Annotated in this window: 23 protein-coding genes; all 23 read left to right on the top strand. The window is 69.3% G+C overall.

The features are described 5' to 3' along the window. Positions 1-50: 50 nt before the first annotated feature. The 23 genes from AAG565_RS08215 to AAG565_RS08105 all read left to right on the top strand — a co-directional run bounded on the left by AAG565_RS08215 (position 51) and on the right by AAG565_RS08105 (position 20445). Complete coding sequence (locus AAG565_RS08215; protein ID WP_348819166.1) at positions 51-404, top strand: response regulator transcription factor; 354 nt, start codon at positions 51-53, stop codon at positions 402-404. Then, complete coding sequence (locus tag AAG565_RS08210) at positions 404-1867, top strand: sigma-54 dependent transcriptional regulator (RefSeq protein ID WP_348819092.1); 1464 nt, start codon at positions 404-406, stop codon at positions 1865-1867. The genes AAG565_RS08215 and AAG565_RS08210 overlap by 1 nt, the downstream gene beginning before the upstream one ends. Before the next feature lie 108 nt (positions 1868-1975). Continuing rightward, entirely contained in the window at positions 1976-2302 is a 327-nt protein-coding gene (gene fliE, locus AAG565_RS08205) for a flagellar hook-basal body complex protein FliE (RefSeq protein ID WP_348819091.1), read from the top strand. 15 nt (positions 2303-2317) lie between these two features. Beyond that, the gene (fliF, locus tag AAG565_RS08200) at positions 2318-3940 is read left to right on the top strand and encodes a flagellar basal-body MS-ring/collar protein FliF (protein WP_348819090.1); all 1623 of its coding nucleotides are present in this window, start codon (positions 2318-2320) and stop codon (positions 3938-3940) included. A gap of 112 nt (positions 3941-4052) precedes the next feature. Further along, the gene (gene fliG / locus AAG565_RS08195) at positions 4053-5087 is read left to right on the top strand and encodes a flagellar motor switch protein FliG (protein ID WP_348819089.1); all 1035 of its coding nucleotides are present in this window, start codon (positions 4053-4055) and stop codon (positions 5085-5087) included. Further along, a complete protein-coding gene (locus AAG565_RS08190) occupies positions 5087-5695 on the top strand; it encodes a FliH/SctL family protein (RefSeq protein ID WP_348819088.1) in 609 nt (202 codons plus the stop codon). Before fliG ends, AAG565_RS08190 begins: the two co-directional genes overlap by 1 nt. Continuing rightward, positions 5692-7074, top strand: a complete 1383-nt coding sequence (gene fliI / locus AAG565_RS08185; protein WP_348819087.1) for a flagellar protein export ATPase FliI — start codon at positions 5692-5694, stop codon at positions 7072-7074. Before AAG565_RS08190 ends, fliI begins: the two co-directional genes overlap by 4 nt. Next, positions 7071-7538, top strand: a complete 468-nt coding sequence (fliJ, locus tag AAG565_RS08180) for a flagellar export protein FliJ (RefSeq protein WP_348819086.1) — start codon at positions 7071-7073, stop codon at positions 7536-7538. The genes fliI and fliJ overlap by 4 nt, the downstream gene beginning before the upstream one ends. Next, entirely contained in the window at positions 7525-8616 is a 1092-nt protein-coding gene (locus tag AAG565_RS08175) for a flagellar hook-length control protein FliK (protein ID WP_348819085.1), read from the top strand. Before fliJ ends, AAG565_RS08175 begins: the two co-directional genes overlap by 14 nt. Positions 8617-8792: 176 nt before the next feature. Further along, positions 8793-9329: a flagellar basal body-associated FliL family protein gene (locus AAG565_RS08170; protein ID WP_348819084.1), complete on the top strand. Its 537-nt coding sequence runs from the start codon at positions 8793-8795 to the stop codon at positions 9327-9329. Beyond that, entirely contained in the window at positions 9329-10330 is a 1002-nt protein-coding gene (gene fliM, locus AAG565_RS08165; protein ID WP_348819083.1) for a flagellar motor switch protein FliM, read from the top strand. Before AAG565_RS08170 ends, fliM begins: the two co-directional genes overlap by 1 nt. 100 nt (positions 10331-10430) lie before the next feature. Then, positions 10431-10781 (top strand): flagellar motor switch protein FliN, encoded by a 351-nt coding sequence (gene fliN, locus AAG565_RS08160; RefSeq protein WP_348819082.1) that lies wholly within the window; start codon positions 10431-10433, stop codon positions 10779-10781. A 92-nt stretch (positions 10782-10873) separates the two neighbouring features. Continuing rightward, the gene (gene fliO, locus AAG565_RS08155; RefSeq protein ID WP_348819081.1) at positions 10874-11257 is read left to right on the top strand and encodes a flagellar biosynthetic protein FliO; all 384 of its coding nucleotides are present in this window, start codon (positions 10874-10876) and stop codon (positions 11255-11257) included. After that, positions 11254-12018, top strand: a complete 765-nt coding sequence (gene fliP / locus AAG565_RS08150; RefSeq protein WP_348819080.1) for a flagellar type III secretion system pore protein FliP — start codon at positions 11254-11256, stop codon at positions 12016-12018. The genes fliO and fliP overlap by 4 nt, the downstream gene beginning before the upstream one ends. A 10-nt stretch (positions 12019-12028) precedes the next feature. Continuing rightward, entirely contained in the window at positions 12029-12298 is a 270-nt protein-coding gene (fliQ, locus tag AAG565_RS08145) for a flagellar biosynthesis protein FliQ (protein ID WP_348819079.1), read from the top strand. Positions 12299-12321: 23 nt separating this feature from the next. Next, positions 12322-13098: a flagellar biosynthetic protein FliR gene (gene fliR, locus AAG565_RS08140; protein WP_348819078.1), complete on the top strand. Its 777-nt coding sequence runs from the start codon at positions 12322-12324 to the stop codon at positions 13096-13098. Between the two features lie 3 nt (positions 13099-13101). Next, positions 13102-14247, top strand: coding sequence for a flagellar biosynthesis protein FlhB (flhB, locus tag AAG565_RS08135; protein ID WP_348819077.1), 1146 nt, complete (start codon positions 13102-13104; stop codon positions 14245-14247). A 144-nt stretch (positions 14248-14391) separates the two neighbouring features. Continuing rightward, positions 14392-16452, top strand: coding sequence for a flagellar biosynthesis protein FlhA (flhA, locus tag AAG565_RS08130; protein ID WP_348819076.1), 2061 nt, complete (start codon positions 14392-14394; stop codon positions 16450-16452). Positions 16453-16477: 25 nt separating this feature from the next. Continuing rightward, the gene (gene flhF / locus AAG565_RS08125; protein WP_348819075.1) at positions 16478-17662 is read left to right on the top strand and encodes a flagellar biosynthesis protein FlhF; all 1185 of its coding nucleotides are present in this window, start codon (positions 16478-16480) and stop codon (positions 17660-17662) included. 64 nt (positions 17663-17726) lie between these two features. Then, positions 17727-18563: a MinD/ParA family protein gene (locus AAG565_RS08120; RefSeq protein ID WP_348819074.1), complete on the top strand. Its 837-nt coding sequence runs from the start codon at positions 17727-17729 to the stop codon at positions 18561-18563. Next, entirely contained in the window at positions 18560-19294 is a 735-nt protein-coding gene (locus tag AAG565_RS08115) for an RNA polymerase sigma factor FliA (protein WP_348819073.1), read from the top strand. Before AAG565_RS08120 ends, AAG565_RS08115 begins: the two co-directional genes overlap by 4 nt. Before the next feature lie 24 nt (positions 19295-19318). Next, positions 19319-19711 carry a chemotaxis response regulator CheY gene (locus AAG565_RS08110; protein WP_348819072.1) on the top strand — a complete coding sequence of 131 codons (393 nt, stop codon included), beginning with the start codon at positions 19319-19321 and terminating at the stop codon, positions 19709-19711. Further along, positions 19711-20445 carry a protein phosphatase CheZ gene (locus tag AAG565_RS08105; protein WP_348819071.1) on the top strand — a complete coding sequence of 245 codons (735 nt, stop codon included), beginning with the start codon at positions 19711-19713 and terminating at the stop codon, positions 20443-20445. The genes AAG565_RS08110 and AAG565_RS08105 overlap by 1 nt, the downstream gene beginning before the upstream one ends. Positions 20446-20447 lie beyond the last annotated feature (2 nt).

Here is a 20447-nt window from a genome sequence, read left to right as displayed (position 1 = left end):
GCCGATGACGCGCATGGAGAGCGGGATTGAAGACTCTGCGGACTCTGCTGGTGGACGACAATCGCCCGTTCCTGATCCTGGCAAGGCACCTGCTGGAGGACTGCGCGGAGATCGACGTGATCGGTGAAGCGCACGACGGCAGCGAGGCGGTGCGCCTGTCGGAATCCCTGCGCCCGGACCTGATCATCATGGACCTGGCGATGCCGGGCATGGGCGGGCTGCAGGCGACGCGGCTGATCAAGGCGCAGGACGATCCGCCGGTGATCGTCATCGCCTCGCACTATGACGATCCGGCGCACCGCGAGTTCGTCGCGCAGGTCGGCGCGGAAGGTTTCGTCAACAAGCAGTACTACGAGACCGAGGTGATCGCATTCGTGCGCAATCTGGTGCGGGAGATGCATTGATGGCGGACGCGCGGGTCCTGGTGATCGATGCCGATGCCGAGCGCGCCGAGCGGCTGCGCACGGTGCTGGAATTCGTGGACCACCGGCCGGTGATCGTCGAGAACTGTGCGGCGATCGACCTGGCCCAGCACAAGCCGCGCGACTGGGGCGCGATCGTCGTCGGCAAGGCCGACACGGCGAGCCTGGTGCGGTTCATCGACTGGCTGCGCAAGGACCGCCTGCATCCGCCGCTGCTGGTGTTGCAGCCCTACCACGACCTGGTGCTGGACGCGTCCGGCCTGGACCGCAGCGCCTGCCTGCCGCTCGATACGCCGGTGCGTTACGCGCAGCTGTCCGAACTGCTGCGTCGCGCGAGCCTGGTCGGCCTGCAGCAGGAAGCCGAGGTCACGCAGCTGTCCGGCCCGACCGGCAACTCCCCGGCGATCCGCCGCGTGCGGCGCATGATCGAGCAGGTCGCGGCTTTCGACACCACGGTCCTGATCACCGGCGAGTCCGGCACCGGCAAGGAAGTGGTCGCGCGCGCGATCCACGAACGCTCGGCGCGTGCCGGACATCCGTTCGTCGCCGTGAATTGCGGCGCGATTCCGCACGAGCTGCTGGAAAGCGAGCTGTTCGGTCACGAGAAAGGCGCGTTCACCGGCGCGATCACCGCGCGCAAGGGCCGCTTCGAAATGGCCGATGGCGGCACGCTGTTCCTCGACGAGATCGGCGACATGCCACTGTCGATGCAGGTCAAGATCCTGCGCGTGCTGCAGGAGCGCACCTACGAGCGCGTCGGTGCCGCGCGCAGCTCGCACTGCGACGTGCGCATCATCGCCGCGACGCATCGCGATCTGGAGGAGGCGATCACCAAGGGTACGTTCCGCGAGGACCTGTTCTACCGCCTCAACGTGTTTCCGATCGAGACACCGCCGCTGCGTGAGCGCCTCGAGGACTTGCCGCTGCTGATCGAGGATCTGGTGCGGAGTCTGGAGCGCAGTGGCCATGGGCGGGTGCGGCTGAGCGCCGACGCGGTGCACGCGCTGCGCGCCTACCACTGGCCCGGCAACGTGCGCGAGTTGTCGAACCTGATCGAGCGGCTGGCGGTGCTGCATCCGGGCGAAACCGTGGGCGTCGAGGATCTGCCGCTGCGTTATCGCGCCGGTCTGTCCGCCGAGAAGGTCGCCGCCTGCGCGGTCGCCGAACTGCGCCGCGAGGGATCCACCGGCGCGGTGGCCGAGGCGCGCCGGACCGACGAAGACGAGGCTGTGCGCATACCCGCCAGCATCGCCGGCAGCGAGCTGCCGCCCGAGGGCGTCAACCTGAAGGATCACATCGAGCACATCGAGCTGAACCTGATCAAGCAGGCGCTGCAGCAGGCCGGGGGTATCGTCGCCCACGCCGCGAAGCTGCTCAACACGCGCCGCACGACGCTGGTCGAGAAGCTGCGCAAGTACGGCCTGTCCGCGCGCGAGGAGATCTAGACCGCGGGTGCGGCGCGTCCCCGCGCCGGAAGATTGACGTCGCTGCCGCTGCGCGGTCGGGAACGGAAGTTGCTCTGTCCCCCCCACACAGGTTCAGCGGGACCGCATATGAGCGATATGGATGTCTCCCGGGTGTTGGCGCAGATCCGCGCACTGCAGTCGCAGGCGACGCTCAGGCCGCCGGCTCCGTCGGTGGATACGGGCGCGCAGAAGCCGGGATTCGACGGACTTCTGAAAAGCGCCATCGATCAGGTCAACCAGTCGCAGCAGGCCACCGCGCGCCTGCAGGACGCGTTCTCGCGTGGCGACCGCAGCGTCGAGCTGGCCGACGTGATGCTGGCGTCCGCGAAGTCGCAGGTGAATTTCCGCGCGATGACCGAAGTGCGCAACCGCCTGGTATCCGCGTACCAGGACATCATGAACATGCCGATCTGAGGACCGGGCTGAGCCATGGCACAGACAGCGATCACCAACGTCGGTCAGCTCAAGGACATCCCGGCACTGCGGCAGCTGGCCATGCTGGTCGGCGTGGCCTTCGCGGTGGCACTGGGGCTGTGGCTGTTCCGCTGGGCGCAGGAGCCGGCCTACACGCCGCTGTACAGCGGTCTGGGCGACCGCGACGCGGCGGCGATGGTCGAGGCCCTGCGCGCCGCCAACATTCCCTACCGTTTCGATCCGGGCAGTGGCGTCGTCGCCGTGCCGCAGGCCCAGCTCGACCAGGCGCGCCTGCAGCTGGCTTCGCAGGGGCTGCCGAACAGCAGCAACGTCGGCTTCGAGATGATGCAGCAGGACCAAGGGTTCGGCACCAGCCAGTTCATCGAGACCGCGCGCTACCAGCACGCGCTCGAGACCGAGCTGGTGCGCACGATCTCGGCGCTGCAGCCGGTCCGCGCGGCGCGCGTGCACCTGGCGATCCCCAAGCCATCCGCCTTCACGCGCGATGGCAGCACGCCCAGCGCATCGGTGCTCATCGACCTGCATCCGGGTCGCGTGCTGGAGCAGAACCAGGTCGCGTCGATCGTGCATCTGGTGGCGTCCAGCGTCGCGGGCATGCCGGCCAGCAGTGTGACGGTCATCGACCAGTACGGCCGTCTGCTCAGCCAGCAGGGCAGCGATTCGGCCATGGCACGCAGCGCCGAGCAGCTGGAACACACACGCCGGCTGGAGGCCGATTACGTGCGGCGCATCAACGAGCTGCTGATGCCGATGGTCGGCGCCGGCCGGGTCAGCGCGCAGGTGACCGCGGACATCGACTATGCGGTGACCGAGGAGGCGCGCGAGATCTACGCGCCGGATCCGGCGAAGCTGCGCAGTGAGCAGGTCAACGAGCAGATGCGCGGCGCAGGTCTGGGCGGCGGCGGCATTCCGGGCGCGACCAGCAACCAGCCGCCGGCGGCCAGTAGCAACCCGCCGCTCAATGCGACGGCTTCCGGCGCGGAGCGCGTCGACATGTCGCGCCAGGCGACCCGCAACTACGAGATGGATCGCACGGTCAGCCACACGCGCCAGCCGGTCGGCCAGCTGCGCCGGCTGTCGGTCGCCGTACTGGTGGATCACGTGCCACGACCGAAGCCGGAGGGCAAGGCCGGCGAGATGGAGCTCGCGCCGTTGACCGCCGAGGAGCTCGGCAAGGTCGAGGCGCTGGTCCGCGAGGCGGTCGGCTTCAACGCCCAGCGCGGCGATTCGGTGAGCGTGCAGAACGCCGCCTTCCTCAAGCCGGAGCTGCCGGAGCCGCAGGAGCTGCCGTTGTGGGAGCGGCCGCAGCTGATCGACATCGCGCGCCAGGTCGGCGGTGTCGCCGTGGTCCTGGTGCTGATCTTCTTCGTGCTGCGACCCCTGCTGCGTTCGCTGATGGCGGCGCCGCTGCGTGCGCAGCCAGCGGCCGCGCTGCCCGCCGGCGCGGCTGCCGAGGCGGTCGCCGCGTCCGATCAGCTGACGCTGACGCCGGGCGCTCCGGCGCTGCCGGTCGGCGCCTATGAACAGAAGCTGCAGACCGCACGCGCAGCGGTTGCCCAGGACCCCAAGCGGGTGGCACAGGTGGTCAAGACCTGGATCGGTCAGGAGGGCGGCTGATGCGTGTCGGCCAGGATCGACCGTTCGCCGCCGGATTGTGCTGAAGGCCGAAACCTGGTCCTAATATTGCAGAGCTGACCGCGATCCGTACTGCACCCACCGAACCACCGCGATGGCCGACGCTCCGAGCAAGTCTTCAGCCAGTTCGTCCAAGACGGGCGCGTCCGGGATCGAACGCGCCGCGATTCTGCTGATGTCGCTCGGCGAGACCGAGGCGGCGGAAGTGCTCAAGCACATGGGCGCGAAAGACGTGCAGAAGGTCGGTGCGGCGATGGCCACGCTGAGCAACGTGTCGCGCGATCGTGCCACCGAGGTCATGGACAGTTTCATCGAGGAGCTCGACGCGCAGACCTCGCTTGGCGTCGGCGCCGACGACTACGTGCGCCGCGTGCTGGTCAACGCGCTCGGCCAGGACAAGGCCTCCGGCGTGATCGACCGCATCCTGCTCGGCCGCAACAGCAAGGGTCTGGAGGCACTCAAGTGGATGGAGACGCGCGCCGTCGCCGACATCGTCCGCAACGAGCATCCGCAGATCGTCGCCATCGTGCTGTCGTACCTCGACCCCGACCAGGCCGCCGACGTCCTGACCCAGCTGCCGGACCGCATGAAGAGTGATGTGCTGATGCGCATCGCGCGCCTCGACGGCATCCAGCCGTCGGCCCTGCGCGAGCTCGACGAGATCATGGAGAAGCAGTTCAGCGGCGGCGGCAACCTCAAGTCTTCGAGCGTCGGCGGCATCAAGGTGGCCGCCGGCATCCTCAACCTGATGGATTCTTCGGAGGAACAGGCCATCGTCGCCCGCATCGGCGAGATGGACCAGGAGCTTTCGCAGAAGATCCAGGACCTGATGTTCGTGTTCGACGATCTCGCCGATGTGGACGACCGCAGCATCCAGACGCTGCTGCGCGAGATCGCCACCGACACCCTGGCGATGGCGCTCAAGGGCGCCGATCCGCGCATCAAGGACAAGATCCTGCGCAACATGTCCAAGCGCGCCGCCGAGATGCTGGTCGAGGACATGGAGGCGAGGGGACCGGCCAAGCTGTCCGACGTCGAGGCCGCGCAGAAGGAGATCCTCGCCGCGGCACGCCGCCTCGCCGATGCCGGCACGATCGTCATCGGCGGCAAGGGTGAGGAGTTCGTCTGATGAACGAGTCGCCGGCCGCCGAAGTGCTGCAGGCCGAGTCACTGGGCCCAGGCCTGGCGCGCTGGCAGCTGCCGCGCTTCGATCAGGGCGGGCCGCCGACCGCGCAGCGCCTGGAGGACATCGAGGCAGCGGCCTACCAGGAGGGCTTGCAGCGCGGCCAGGCCGAAGGTTTCGCGGTCGGACAGAAGGCTGCGCTGGCACAGGCGCAGCGCCTGCAGACGCTGATCGAACACATGGCGCGGCCGCTGGCGCATCTGGACGAGGAAACCGAGCAGGCGCTGGTCGAGCTGGCATCGGCGATCGCGCGCCGCATTCTCGGCGAGGAACTGAGCCTGCGCCCCGAACGGGTGGTCGGCATGGTGCGCGAGGCGCTGGCCGGCGTGCCGCCGATGCCGCGCAGCGTGCGCATCAACGTGCATCCCGACGACGTCGCGCTGGTGCGCGAGCACGTGCGTCCCGCGCACGAGATCAAGGACTACGAGGTCGTTGGCGACGCGACGCTCAAGCGCGGCGATTGCCGCGTGGTCACGGAGTCGTCGCAGATCGACGCCCGGCTCGACGAACGCGTGCGCATCGCCGCACTGCCGCAAGACGAGGGTCCGGCATGAACGATGCCGTGGCCAATCCGTGGTCGCAGGCGGCGAACCGCCGCTACGCCACGCAGCTGCGCGAGCGTGCGCAGCGCGTGGCCGTCGCGCCGAGTTTTCGTGTCGAGGGCCAGTTGCGGCGCGTCGTCGGCCTGACCCTCGAGGCGGTCGGCTGTCAGCTGCCGGTCGGCGCGCGTGCGCGCGTGGCCAGCGCGGACGGCAGCAGCGTCGAGGCCGAGGTGGTCGGTTTCTCGGGCGATCGGATCTACCTGATGCCCAGCGGCGACATGCACGGCCTCGTGCCGCATGCGCGGGTCGTGCCTTCCGGCCGCGCGGCGGCCGTGGAAGTCGGCGAGTCGCTGCTCGGTCGCGTGCTCGATGGCGAGGGCCGCCCGATCGATGGCCTCGGCCGGCTGTCCTGCGACGCGCACGCGCGCCTGTACGGCGCGCCGATCAATCCGCTGGAGCGCGAGCCGGTCACCCAGCCGCTCGACGTCGGCGTGCGCGTGATCAATGCGCTGCTGACGGTCGGCCGCGGCCAGCGGCTCGGCCTGTTCGCCGGCACCGGTGTCGGCAAGTCCACGCTGCTGGGGATGATGACCCGCTATACCTCGGCGGATGTCATCGTCGTCGGCCTGATCGGCGAGCGTGGCCGTGAGGTGCGGGAGTTTCTCGATCACAATCTCGGCGTCGCCGGGCGACGGCGCGCGGTGGTCGTCGCCACGCCGGCGGACCGTTCCCCGCTGCTGCGGCTGCGCGCCGCCTACACGGCGACCGCGATCGCCGAGTATTTCCGCGACAGCGGCCGCAACGTGCTGCTGCTGATGGATTCGCTGACGCGTTTCGCCCAGGCGCAGCGCGAGATCGGCCTGGCGGTCGGAGAACCGCCGACGACACGCGGCTATCCACCGTCGGTGTTCGCGCGGCTGCCGGGGCTGGTCGAGCGCGCCGGCAACGGCCGCCGTGGCGGCGGCTCGATCACCGCGTTCTATACGGTGCTGACCGAAGGCGACGATCCCAACGATCCGATCGCCGATGCCGCCCGCGGCATCCTCGACGGACATATCGTGCTGTCGCGCGCGATCGCCGATTCCGGCCTGTACCCGGCGGTCGATATCGAAGCCTCGCTGTCGCGCGTGATGCCGGCGATCGTGGCGTCCGAGCAGCTGCAGCGGGCGCGCCAGCTGCGCGCGCTGTTCTCGGCCTACCAGCGCAATCGTGACCTGATCAACATCGGCGCCTACCAGAAGGGCGCCGATCCCCGCGTCGATGCGGCCATCGCCAAATGGCCGCAGATCGAAGAATTCCTTCGCCAGAGCATCGACCGCGCCGCCAACCTGCAGGACAGCCAGCGTGCGCTCGCCGAGTTGCTGGCACCCGCGCCCGGAGAACGGACATGACCACACCACTCGCCTCACAACGCCTGCAGCCGCTGCAGCAGCTTGCGCAGACGCGCGAGGAGGAAGCCGCGCGGCGCCTGCTCGAACAGCAGCGCCAGCTCAGCGAGCGCGAACTGCGCCTGCATGAGCTGACCCGTTATCTGGCCGAATACGAGGCGATGAACAGCGCCGGCAGCGCACGCATGCTGATCAATCAGCGCGCGTTCATCGAGCGCCTGCGCGAGGCGGTGGCGATGCAGCGGCGACTGGTCGAACAGGCGCGCGCCGGCTGCGACGCCGAGCGCGGCCGCTGGCTGCTCGAGCGGCGCGAGGTCTCGACGCTGGATCAGCTCGCCGAGTGCTACCGGCGCCGCGAGCGCCAGATCGAGGAACGGCGCGATCAGAAGCGGCTCGATGAGTTCGCCCTGCGCAGTTTCGTCGCTGCCCAGGCGGCCGCGTCGGGGCAAGGTCATGGCCGGCACTAGCGCGGTCCCGGCATCCGCCGGTGCCGCTGCGCGCATCGGATCGACCCCGCGTGCCGAGGCTGTGCCCGGCGCCGCGCCCGGTGATTTCGCCGGCCTGTTCGGCGCGTTGACCCTCGCGTCCGCAGTGCCCGGTGAACCGGTCGTGGCGGAGCCGGTGGCCGAGGGTGAGATGCCACAGACCGATGCCGACGGAGCGGCCGAGGACGCGGGCGCGGCATCGGCGCTGCTGGGCTGGCTGTTCGGCTTGATGCCTGCGGCGGCGGAGCCCGACGCAGCCGCGACGCCGGTGGACGCCGTGCCGGGAGCGGTGGGTGAGGTCGTTCCGTTTTCCGCTGCCGCCGGCGCGCTCGCGGTTGCCGACGACGCAGACCTGGTCCCCGCGTTGCGCGCCGCCGTGCCGGCGCGCGACCGCGCCGCGATCCCGGGCATGAGCCTGTCCGCTGCCGAGCCATCCGGACGCACGGACGCCCGGCCCGGTACGGGACCGGCGCTGTTCGCGCCGGAGCTGCAGACTGCCGCCGCGGACCTCGTGCCGCCGGCATCGGTGCGCGATGCGGCCGATCCGCTGCACGCGCTTGCGGCCCTGCGCGCGGCGCACGATCCGGCCGTGCCCGTCACGCTGCCCGCGTTCGGTCACGCAGCGGCGGCTCACTCGCCGATCGCCGCCGGTCCGGCAGGTCCGCCGCCGGCCGCGCCGCTCCATGCGCTCGCGCCGGAGTTCGTTGCCGATCTGGGCGAACGCATCGAATGGCAGCTCGCCGACGGTGTCGGCGAGGCGCGGATCGAGCTGCACCCGGCCGAATTGGGCTCGCTGACCGTGCGCATCGAGACCCAGGGCGATCAGGCGCGCATCCACATCGCCGCCGCCGAGGCGGCGACGCGCAGCCTGCTCAGCCACGCGTTGCCGCAGCTGCGCGAGCTGTTCGCCAGCGCAGGCATCAACCTCACCCGGGGGCAGGTGGACACGCTGGAACGGCGCGACCGTCTCGTCGGCGAGCGTGCCGGCTCGGCTGCGGCCGTCGTCGCCGGCCAGCGGCGGCGCATCACGCAGGTGCTGCTGGTGGACGCTTACGCTTGAGTCCGGTCCGGCGGCCGCCGGAATCCCGACGCGGCGACTGCAGGCGACGGTGCCGGTTTTCCGTCCATCCTCTTCCGGCGCAGCGCTGATCGCGCAGCCGCAGGCTCGCCGAGTCTGGAACAGGACTTGCTCGCTCAGGGACAATCCCTTTCCGATCACCGCGGAGCCGGTTCGAGATGGCCAAAGACGACGAGGACACTCCTGCGCAGGCGGCGAAGCCTGAAGCGCCAGCGAAAAAGGGCATCGGCGCGGTCGGGCTGATCATCGCCATCGTGCTGTCGGTCGCCGCCAGCGCCGGTGTCAGCTGGTTTCTGATCCACGGCGCCGTCTCGGAGCTCAAGTCCGGACCCGCCGACGAGGTGAAGGCGGAGGAGCCGCCCAAGCTGCCGACCGAACCGGCGAACTACGTGTCCCTGGACCCGGCCTTCGTCGTCAACATCGAAGGCGTCGGTGGTTCGCGCTTCCTGCAGATCCAGATCGAGGTGATGACGCGCAACCCGAAGTCGGTGGAACTGGTGCAGCGTCATGCGCCGCGCATCCGCAGCGCGCTGCTGCTGCTGCTCGGGCAGCAGAAGGCCGAAGTCCTGCAGACCCGCGAGGGCAAGGAGGCTCTGCAGGCGCAGGTGCTGACCGAGATCAACGGCATCCTCAAAGCCGAGACCGGCAAGGCCGACATCGAGGCCGTGTACTTCACCAGCTTCGTGATCCAGTAATGAGCAACACGGACCTGCTGTCACAGGACGAGATCGACGCACTGCTGCACGGCGTCGATAGCGGCGCGGTGGATACGACGCCGCCCCCGGCGGCGCCGGGCGAGGCGCGGCCCTTCGACTTCACGTCGCAGGACCGCATCGTCCGTGGGCGCATGCCGACGCTGGAGATGATCAACGAACGCTTCGCGCGCCTGTTCCGCATCTCGCTGTTCAACATGCTGCGGCGCTCGCCCGAGCTGACCGTGGTCGGCATCGAGACGGCGAAGTTCTCCGAGTACACGCATTCGCTGTTCGTGCCGACCAACCTCAACCTGGTGCGCGTCAAGCCCCTGCGCGGTACCGCGCTGGTGGTGTTCGAACCGCGCCTGGTGTTCAGCGTCGTGGAGAACTTCTTCGGCGGTGACGGCCGCTTCAAGACCAAGATCGAAGGGCGCGAGTTCACGCCCACCGAGATGCGGGTCATCCACCTCATGCTCAAGCAGGCGTTCGAGGACATGCAGGAGGCTTGGAGTCCGGTGATGAAGGTGGAGTTCGAGTACATCAACTCCGAGGTCAATCCGCATTTCGCCAACATCGTCTCGCCGAGCGAGATCGTCGTCGTCAGCAAGTTCAAGATCGAGCTCGAAGGCGGCGGCGGCCACGTGCACGTCACCTTCCCGTACTCGATGATCGAGCCAATCCGCGAGCTGCTGGACGCCGGTATCCAGTCGGACCGGGTGGACAAGGACGAGCGCTGGGCACAGGCGCTGCGCGACCAGATCAAGGATGCCGAGGTCGAACTGGAATGCGAGCTGGCGCGCGCGACCATTTCGCTGCGCCAGCTGACCCAGCTCAAGCCGGGTGACGTGATTCCGATCAACCTGCCGAGGACGCTGGACCTGTGTGTCGAGAACGTGCCGGTGTTGCGCGGCACGTTCGGCGTGTCCAAGGGCCAGAACGCGATCCGCGTCACCGAGGCCGTCCGCAGCAAGCCCGCGCCCCACAACCGGGAGGCCGCGTGAGCGCGCCGGCGCGGTGGCCGCGCGCAGCGCGAGGCGTGCGCCTGGCGCACGATGGATCGCGGCACCACATCCACGAAATGCAGTTCACGGAGGTCGATCAGTGAGCGCTCAAGATGCCGGCAAGGGGACCGAGCCGTCCCGTGCCACGTTCCAGAATCTCGAAGACCGCGCGGGTGCCGTGGCAACCGGCGATGTCAGCCTCGATGTCATCCTCGACGTGCCGGTCACGCTGTCGCTCGAAGTGGGGCGCACGCGCATTCCGATCCGCAGCCTGCTGCAGCTCAATCAGGGCTCGGTCGTCGAACTCGACCGTCAGGCCGGTGAGCCGCTCGACGTCTTCGCCAACGGCACGCTGGTCGCGCATGGCGAGGTCGTGGTGGTCAACGAGAAGTTCGGCATCCGCCTGACCGACGTCGTCAGTCCCGCCGAGCGCATCCGGAAACTCAAGTGACCGCAATGCGCAGCATTGCGGTCATCCCCGCGCAGGCGGGGATCCAGGACCGGCATGGGCGCAGCATTGCGGTCATCCCCGCTGTCGCGGGAATGACGTCATTGCCCGCAGCAGCGGCGGCAGAACCGGCCGCCGGGGCCGCCGGTAGCGCTGCCGGCATCGTCGGGATGCTCGGCAGTCTGATGCTGGTGCTGGCGCTGATCTTCGCCCTGGCCTGGCTGCTGCGCTGGCTGCAGTCGGCGCGCCTGGGACGCGGTCCGGCGCTGCAGCTGCAGGCCGGTGTCCAGGTCGGCGCGAAGGAGAAGGTCGTGCTGATCCAGGTCGGCGATCAGCAGTTCCTGCTCGGCGTCGCCGCCGGCGGCGTGAACCTGCTGCATCGCTTCGACGCGCCGGTCAACGTGGAAATCGCGCCGGCCGCGGAATCGGCATTCGCGCAACGACTGCGCCAGGCGTTGACCGGCAAGGCCAGCCCATGACACGTCGGCAGGGACTGCGAATCGCGCTGGGCATCGCCACGGTGCTGCTGATCGCGGATCCCGTTGCGGCCGCACCGGCGCTGCCCGCGGTGACATCGAGTCCGGTCAGCGGCGGCGGCACCGAGTACAGCCTCAGCATCCAGGTGCTGTTGCTGATGACGGCGCTGACGCTGTTGCCGGCGCTGCTGCTGTCGATGACCGCATTCACGCGCATCGTGATCGTGCTAGGCCTGCTGCGGCAGGCGCTCGGCACCGGGCAGACGCCGACCAACCAGGTGCTGATCGGCCTGTCGCTGTTCCTGACCCTGTTCGTGATGTCGCCGGTGCTGGACCGCATCTACACCGAGGCCGCGCAGCCTTACCTGGACGGCCAGCTCGCGTTCGAGCCGGCGCTCAAGGCGGCGGCGCGGCCGCTGCGCGGCTTCATGCTTGCGCAGACCCGTGAGGTCGATCTGCTGAGTTTCGCGCGCATGGCCGGCAGCGGCGGCTACGAGTCACCGGACGACATCCCGTTCCCGGTGCTGGCCGCGGCCTTCCTGACCTCCGAGCTGACCACGGCGTTCCAGATCGGCTTCCTGCTGTTCATTCCCTTCGTGATCATCGACCTGGTGGTGTCCAGCGTGCTGATGAGCATGGGCATGATGATGCTGTCGCCGATGCTGGTGTCGCTGCCGTTCAAGCTGATGCTGTTCGTGCTGGTCGATGGCTGGTCGCTGGTGACCGGCATGGTCGCGGCCTCGTTCCGCGCGGTCGGTGCCTGAGGAGCGCGCGATGAGTCCGGAGAGCGTCCTGACGATCGGCCGCGACGCGCTCGCGCTGGGCATCCTGCTCGGCGCGCCGCTGCTGCTCACCGCGCTGACGGTCGGCGTGCTGGTCGGCCTGTTCCAGGCAGCGACGCAGATCAACGAGATGACGCTGAGCTTCATCCCCAAGCTGCTGGCGATGGCCGCCGTCGGCGTGATCGCCGGCCCGTGGATGCTGCGCCTGCTGACGGATTACACGCGCCGGCTGATCGAGAGCATTCCGGGGTTGCTGCACTGAGACGGCTGCGGCGGAGAGCGACGATGACCTTCTCCGAACCGCAGTTGCTCGCCTGGCTGCAGCAGTACTTCTGGCCGTTCGTGCGCATCGCCGCGCTGTTGAGCATCGCGCCGGTCATCGGCCAGCGCATCGTCTCGCCGCGCATCCGCCTGCTGCTGGCCGTGATGCTGACCCTGGTGGTCGCGCCGCTGCTGCCCGAACCGGCGCCGCTGGCGGCGTTCTCCGCGGCCTGGTTCCACGTGCTGCTGCAGCAGTTGCTGGTCGGACTGGTGGCCGGATTCGTGCTGGTGTTGGTGTTCGAGGCGGTGGCGATGGGCGCGGAGATCATCGCCTACGGCATGGGTCTGGGCTTCGCCCAGCTGGCCGATCCGCTGCGCGGTGTCAGCGCTCCGGCGCTCGGACAGATCCTGACGATCACGGCGACGCTGCTGTTCCTCGCGCTGGGCGGGCATCTGATCCTCATCGAGATGCTCGTGCGCTCGTTCACGACGTTGCCGGTGGGTGGCGCGGGACTGGGCGTGGACGAGCTGATGCTGCTGCTGCGCTTCGCGGCCGTGGTGTTCTCCGGCGGGCTGCAACTGGCGCTGCCGGTGGTCATCTCGCTGCTCGCGATCAACCTCGCGATGGGCGTGATCAGCCGCAGCGCCCCGGCGCTGAATCTGTTCGCCGTGGGCTTTCCGGTCACCCTGGTCGCCGGCCTGCTGCTGGTCTATGCCGGGCTTCCGGCCTTCGGTGAGTCGATGCAGGACCTGTTCGAGCAGGCCTGGGGGCTGCTGCGGCTGTTGCTGCGCGTGGACTGAGCGATGGCCGAGAACAGCGCCGCCGACCGCACCGAACGCGCGACACCCAAGCGTATCCGCGATGCGCGCAAGCGCGGCGAGGTGGCGCGTTCGCGCGAGCTCGCATCCTTCGTCGTCGTCGGCAGCGGCGTCGGCATGCTGATGGCGCTGGGGGCGGGACTGGTGGGCTCGGCGGCGGCGTGGATGCGGCGGGCGCTGAGTCCGGATCCGGCGCTGCTCGACCATCCGGCGGATCTCGCCGGTTACCTCGGGGCGGAGATCATCGGCGGCTTCGCGCCGGTGCTGCCGCTGCTGCTGACCGGCCTCGTCGCCGGCCTGCTCGGACCGATCCTGCTCGGCGGCTGGAACCTGTCGGCGGAGGCGATCAAACTCGACCTCGACCGGGTCAATCCGCTCAAGGGCCTGGGCCGGGTGTTCTCGGCCAACAGCCTCGTCGAGCTGGGCAAGGGCCTGCTCAAGGTGGCGGTGCTCGGCGGCGTGTTCGTGATCTACCTGTACGCCAACCTCGACCGGCTGCTGGCGCTGGGCCGCGAGCCGCCGAACCTGGCGATGGCGCATGGACTGAAGCTGGCCCTGGCCTGCCTGGCGTGGATGGCCGGCGGCCTGTTCCTGATCGCCGCGGTCGATGCCCCGTACCAGCTGTGGGCCTATGCCAAGCGCCTGCGCATGACCAAGCAGGAGGTCAAGCAGGAATACAAGGAGGCCGAGGGCAGCCCGGAGGTGAAGGGCCGCCTGCGCCGGCTGCAGCAGGAGGTCGCGCAGCGGCGCATGATGCAGGCCGTGCCGACGGCCGACGTCGTCGTCGTCAATCCGACGCATTACGCCGTGGCCCTCAAGTACGAGGCGGGCAAGATGCGCGCGCCGCGGGTCATCGCCAAGGGCGTCGATCTGGTCGCGCTGAGCATCCGTGAGCTGGCGCAGAAGAGTCGGATTCCCGTCGTCTCGGCGCCGCCGCTGGCGCGCGCGCTGTATCGCAATACACGGCTCGACGACGAAATTCCGGCGAACCTGTACGCGGCCGTCGCGCAGGTGCTGAGTTACATCTACCAGCTGCGCAGCTGGCGCGCGCGGCCGGGACCGGCCGTCGCGCCGCCGTCGCCGCCGGTCGTCGGCGACGTGCCGGGTGGAGAGCCGGACGAGTCGGCCTGACGGACCGCAGGCCCCGGCCGCCGTTCCCCGGACACCGCGCGGAGCCACTGGCGAATCCGCCGGTGCGGTCGCCTCGTTCGTGTGCGTCCGTGTCATCGCACCGGAGTCTGCGGTCCGCGGCACAGGCCTTGCACGCGCACGGGCATGACGCTCAATGAGCTGCTGCTGCGCCTGAGAGATCTGAGCCGCAACGGGCTGGCCGCGCCGCTGCTGTTGTTGATGATCGTCGGCATGATGGTCGTGCCGATGGCACCGGCCGCGCTCGACCTGATGTTCACGACCAACATCACGCTGGCGATCGCGATCCTGCTGTCCGTGATCTACGTGATGCGGCCGCTGGACTTCAACTCGTTCCCCACCGTGCTGCTGTTCGCCACGCTGCTGCGGCTGGCGCTCAACGTCGCCTCGACGCGCGTGGTGCTGCTGCACGGGCACCAGGGCACCCACGCCGCCGGCCGCGTGATCGAGGCCTTCGGCGAGTTCGTCGTCGGCGGCAACTACGCGGTCGGCCTGATCGTGTTCGTCATCCTCACCATCGTCAACTTCATGGTCGTCACCAAGGGCGCCGAACGCGTCTCCGAGGTGTCGGCGCGCTTCGTGCTCGACGCACTGCCGGGCCGGCAGATGGCGATCGACGCCGACCTCAATGCCGGCATCCTCACGCGCGACGAGGCCAAGGCGCGACGCGAGGAGGTCCGCTCGGAAGCGGACTTCTATGGCTCGATGGACGGCGCCAGCAAGTTCGTGCGCGGCGACGCCATCGCCGGCATCCTGATCCTGTTCATCAACGTCATCGGTGGGTTGCTCATCGGTACCTTGCAGCACGGCCTGGGCTTCGGCGAGGCTGCCAAGCTCTACACGCTGCTGGCGATCGGCGACGGCCTGGTCGCGCAGGTGCCGGCGCTGCTGCTGTCCACCTCGGTCGCCGTGCTGGTGACGCGCATGTCGCGCCAGGCGGACATGTCCACGCAGGTGATGTCTCAGTTGTTCAACCAGCCGCGTGTGCTGGCGGTGACCGCGGGCGTGCTCGGTCTGGTCGGCCTGATCCCGGGCATGCCCAACCTCGCCTTCCTGCTGCTCGCGGTCGTGTGCGGCGGGGCGGCGTGGATGCTGGTGCGGCGCGCGCGCGCGGCGGCCGCGGCGCCGGTGGAGGCGCCGCCGGCGCCGCAGCCGCCGGCCGAGCTGTCCTGGGAGGACGTGCCGGGCGAGGACGTGCTGGGCCTGGAAGTCGGCTACCGGCTGATTCCGATGGTCGATACCCGCCAGGGCGGCGAGCTGATGGCACGCATCAAGGGCGTGCGCAAGAAGCTCACGCAGGAGCTGGGATTCCTGATTCCCCCGGTCCACATCCGCGACAACCTGCAGCTGCAGCCGGCGGCCTACCGGCTGCTGGTGCACGGCGTGCCGGTCGCCGAGGGCGTGGTTCATCCCGACCGCGAGCTGGCGCTCAATCCCGGCCGGGTGTTCGGCGCGGTCGAGGGCATCGCCACCAAGGATCCGGCCTTCGGCCTGGACGCGGTGTGGATCGAGAAGGGCGCGCGCGAGCATGCGCAGTCGATGGGCTACACCGTCGTCGATTGCCCGACCGTGGTCGCCACCCACCTGTCGCACGTGGTCAAGACCCATGCGCACGAACTGCTCGGCCACGACGAGGCGCAGGCGCTGCTGACCCAGCTCGGCAAGCAGGCGCCGAAACTCGTCGAGGACCTGGTGCCCAAGCTGCTGCCACTGTCCGTGTTCGTCAAGGTGCTGCAGAACCTGCTCGCCGAGCGCGTGCCGATCCGCAACCTGCGCGTGATCGCCGAGGCACTCGCCGAGGCCGGCGCCCGCAGTCAGGATCCCGTGGTCCTGTCGGGCCTGGTGCGCGTCGCGCTCGGGCGGCAGATCGTGCAGGAAATCAACGGACTGGAACCCGAGCTGCCGGTGCTCACGCTGAGTCCGCAGCTGGAACAGGTGTTGCAGGACAGTCTCAAGAGCGGCGGCGCGGTGATCGAGCCGGGCCTCGCCGAGCGCATGCATCGCTCGCTGTCGGAGCAGACGCGCAGGCAGGAGACGCTCGGTCAGGCGGCGGTGCTGCTGGTGCCGCCGGCACTGCGGCCGCTGCTGGCGCGTTTCACGCGGCAGACGATTCCGGGACTGCACGTGCTGGCGTACGACGAGGTGCCGGACAGCAAGCGCTTGCGGATGGTGGGAGCGATCTCGTGAAGTTTGAGAGGAGCAGGCAGTCGATATGAAGATCAAGCGATTTGTCGCAGGCAGCATGCGCGAGGCGATCCGCCTGGTGCGCGAGGAGCAGGGACCGGAGGCCGTGATCCTGTCGAACCGCCGCGTCCCCGGCGGCATCGAGGTCGTCAGCGCGACGGACTACGACGCTGCGCTGATGCAGGCGGTCGGGCGCCGCGAGGCGCCGGCCGCGCCCGTTGCCGCGCATCCGTCCGCCGCCGCCGCGCCGCGTCCGCAGGCAGCGCCGGCCGCGATGCCGGCGCCCGAGATCCAGCAGCTGCGCCGCGAGATCGGCGGCATGCGCAAGCTGTTCGAACGGCAGATGGCGCATCTGGCCTGGCGCGATCTCAACGAGCGCCAGCCGCAGCGCCTGGCGGCGCTCAAGACGATGACCGAGATCGGTCTCGATGCGCGCCTGGCCTACGCGATCGCCGACGAACTGCCGCGCGACGTGGATGGCGAGCGCGCACGCTTCCTGCCGCTCGGCCTGCTGTCGAGGCGCCTGCCGATCGCCGGCAACGATCCGATCGTCGAGGGCGGGGTGATCGCGCTGGTCGGGCCGACCGGCGTCGGCAAGACCACGACCATCGCCAAGCTGGCGGCACGTTTCGCCGAACGCCACGGCACGCGCGACATCGCGCTGGTGACGACCGACCACTACCGGGTCGGTGCGCAGGAGCAGCTCTACACCTACGGCCGCCTGCTCGGCGTGCCGGTGCAGACGGCATCGAACGCCGAGGAACTGCGCGGCGCGCTGGCGCGGCTGTCGGACCGCAAGCTGGTGCTGATCGATACCGCGGGCATGGGGCCGCGCGACCAGAAGCTTGCCGCCCAGTTCGCCGAGCTGCAGGCGGCACGGCGCGAGATCCGGACCTGGCTGGTGCTGCCGGCGACGTCGCAGGCCGGCGATCAGGAGGACATCCTCAAGCGCTTCGCGCCGGCACACCCGGAGGCCTGCGTGCTGAGCAAGCTCGACGAGGCCACGCGCATCGGCGGTTCCCTGTCCACGGTCATCCGCCACGGGCTGACGATCAACTACTTGTGCGATGGCCAGCGCGTGCCCGAAGATCTGCAGGCGGCGCGTGCCGATCAGATCGTGCTGCGGGCGGTGCAGCTCGCGCGGCAGATGCCGGCAGGGATCCACGACGGCACGCTCGCCCTCCAGTTCGGGAGCCTTTATGCCGGGACCTGAAGAGACGATGGGCGGTCGTCCGGCCGCCGGGGCGGGCGGGCACCAGGCGGCAGGGTTGCGCACCATGCGCAAGACCCGGCCGGTGCAGGTCATCGCCGTGACCAGCGGCAAGGGCGGCGTCGGCAAGACCTCCACGTCGGTCAATCTCGCCGTGTCGATGGCGCTCGACGGCCGTCAGGTGATGCTGCTCGACGGCGATCTCGGCCTGGCCAATGTCGATGTGATGCTCGGCCTGCAGCCGACCTACAACCTCTCCCACGTCATCGACGGCAGCTGCACGCTCGAGGACACCCTCATCGAAGGCCCGGCCGGCATCCTCGTCGTGCCGGCGTCCAGCGGCAAGCGCAACATGGCCGAGCTGTCGGCGGCCGAACACGTCGGTCTGGTGCGCGCCTTCTCCGAACTGCAGCGCCCGATCGACACGCTGATCGTCGATACCGCGGCCGGCATCGACAACAGCGTGCTCACCTTCAGCCAGGCGTCGCAGGAGGTCATCGTCGTCGTCACCAACGATCCGCAGTCGCTGACCGACGCCTATGCGCTGATCAAGGTGCTGAACCGTGATTACGACATCAAGCGCTTCCAGGTGCTGACCAACATGACGCACACGCCGGCCGAGGCCAAGGAGATCTTCGAGAACCTGCGCCGCGTCGCCGAGCGCTTCCTCGAAGTCACGCTGGTGCATGTCGGCACGATCCCCCAGGACGAATGGCTGCGCAAGGCGGTGCGGCGGCAGCGCGCGGTCGTGGATGCCTACCCGAGTTCGCCCAGCGCGCAGGCGTTCCGCGAGCTGGCCAAGAAGGCTGCCGGCTGGGCGCTGCCGCAGGGTGCGCGCGGCAACCTCGAGTTCTTCGTCGAACGCCTGGTGGCGGGCAGGGCCGGCGAAGGAGCGGTCGCATGACGACGTCCGACGAGCCGCCGGCGGCGCCGGTGTCGGAGGCCGAACTGGTCCGGCGCCACGCCGACCTGGTGCGTCGCATCGCCCATCATCTGGCGGCGCGCCTGCCGGCGAGCGTCGAGATCGACGACCTGATCCAGGCCGGCGTGATCGGCCTGATCGAGGCTGTGCGCCATTACAGCGGCGATCGCGGCGCCTCGTTCGAGACCTATGCCGGCATCCGCATCCGCGGTGCGATGCTCGATGAGCTGCGCGCCACCGACTGGGCGCCGCGCTCGGTGCATCGACGCCTGCGCGAGGTCGCGGAAGCCATTCGCGCGATCGAGCAGGCCACCGGACGCGATGCGCGCGAATCGGAAGTCGCCGAGCGCATGGGCATCAGTCTCAAGGAGTATCAGGAGATCGTGCAGGACGGCGCGCGCTGCCAGGTGTTGAGCCTGGATGTGGGCGGCGACGAGGGCAACCAGACGCTCGACGCCCCCGATCCGGCCGCTGGTCCGCTCGACGAGTTGCAGCGCCGCGAATTCCAGGATGCTCTGGTCACTGCGGTCGCCGGCCTGCCCGAGCGCGAACGTCTGGTCATGTCGCTGTACTACGACGACGAACTGAACCTCAAGGAGATCGGCCAGGTGCTGGACGTCAGCGAAAGCCGGGTGTGCCAGATCCACGGTCAGGCGCTGATGCGCCTGCGCGCGCGGCTGCTGGACTGGAAAGAGATGCAGGCGGCCGCCTGAGCGTTACTGGGCCTAGGAGTGATGATGGACAAGAACATGAAGATTCTGATCGTGGACGATTTCTCGACGATGCGCCGCATCGTCAAGAATCTGCTCACCGATCTGGGGTACACCAATCTGACCGAGGCCGACGATGGCAAGACCGCCTGGCCGATGCTGCAGGCGGGCAGCTTCGATTTCGTCGTCACCGACTGGAACATGCCGGGCATGACCGGCATCGAGCTGCTGCGCCACATCCGTGCCGACGCGCGTATCGGCAAGACGCCGGTGCTGATGGTCACCGCCGAGGCACAGCGCGACCAGATCATCGAGGCCGCGCAGGCCGGCGTGAACGGCTACATCATCAAGCCGTTCACCGCGCAGACCCTCAAGGAGAAGATCGACAAGATCTTCGCGCGGGTCGGCGAGACGGCGTGATGACCGAGCCGGTGTCGACCACCGATGTCCGCGCCCGCACCGCGCAACGGCTGCGCGAGGTGCTGGCCGCGCTCGAAGCCGGTGACGACGCGGCCTTCGAGGCCGGCATGGACGCGCTGGCACGCGAGCGCGAGGAGGGGCTCTTCGCGCACGTGGCGCGGCTGACCCGCGAACTGCACCAGGCGGTCGTCGAGATGCGCATCGACGAGCGGCTCGCCCGCATCGCCGGTGACGAGATCCCCGATGCACGCAACCGTCTCGACTACGTGATGCAGGTGACGGAGAAGGCTGCGCATCGCACGCTCGACCTGGTCGAGCAGGCGCGCGGCATCGTCGGCGGCATCCAGACCGCGACCGGACACCTGCTCGAGGCCGAGGCGGTGATCGCCGACACCCACCCGGACATCGCCAACGTCGGCGTCCTGCTGCACGGCGCACGCGAGGCGATCGGCGCCGACATCGGCCGTCTGCGGGCGACGCTGTCGGAGCTGGCACAGGCGCAGGAGTACCAGGACATCTCCGGCCAGATCATCAAGCGCGTGATCACCCTGGTGCGCAACATGGAGGCGGCGCTGCTGGAACTGCTGCGTGCCGCCGGCGGCGGCCTTCAGTCCGTGCCGCCGCGGCCGAAACAGCCCATAGCGGCGGAACTCGCCGGCCCGGCGGTGCCCGGTGTGAGCACCGCCGCGAGCCAGCAGGACGCCGACGAACTGCTGGCCAGCCTGGGATTCTGAAA

The organism is Fontimonas sp. SYSU GA230001, assembly GCF_040066175.1.
Classification (GTDB): Bacteria; Pseudomonadota; Gammaproteobacteria; order Nevskiales; family Nevskiaceae; genus Solimonas.
This window is presented reverse-complemented; position numbering and strand designations above follow the sequence as displayed.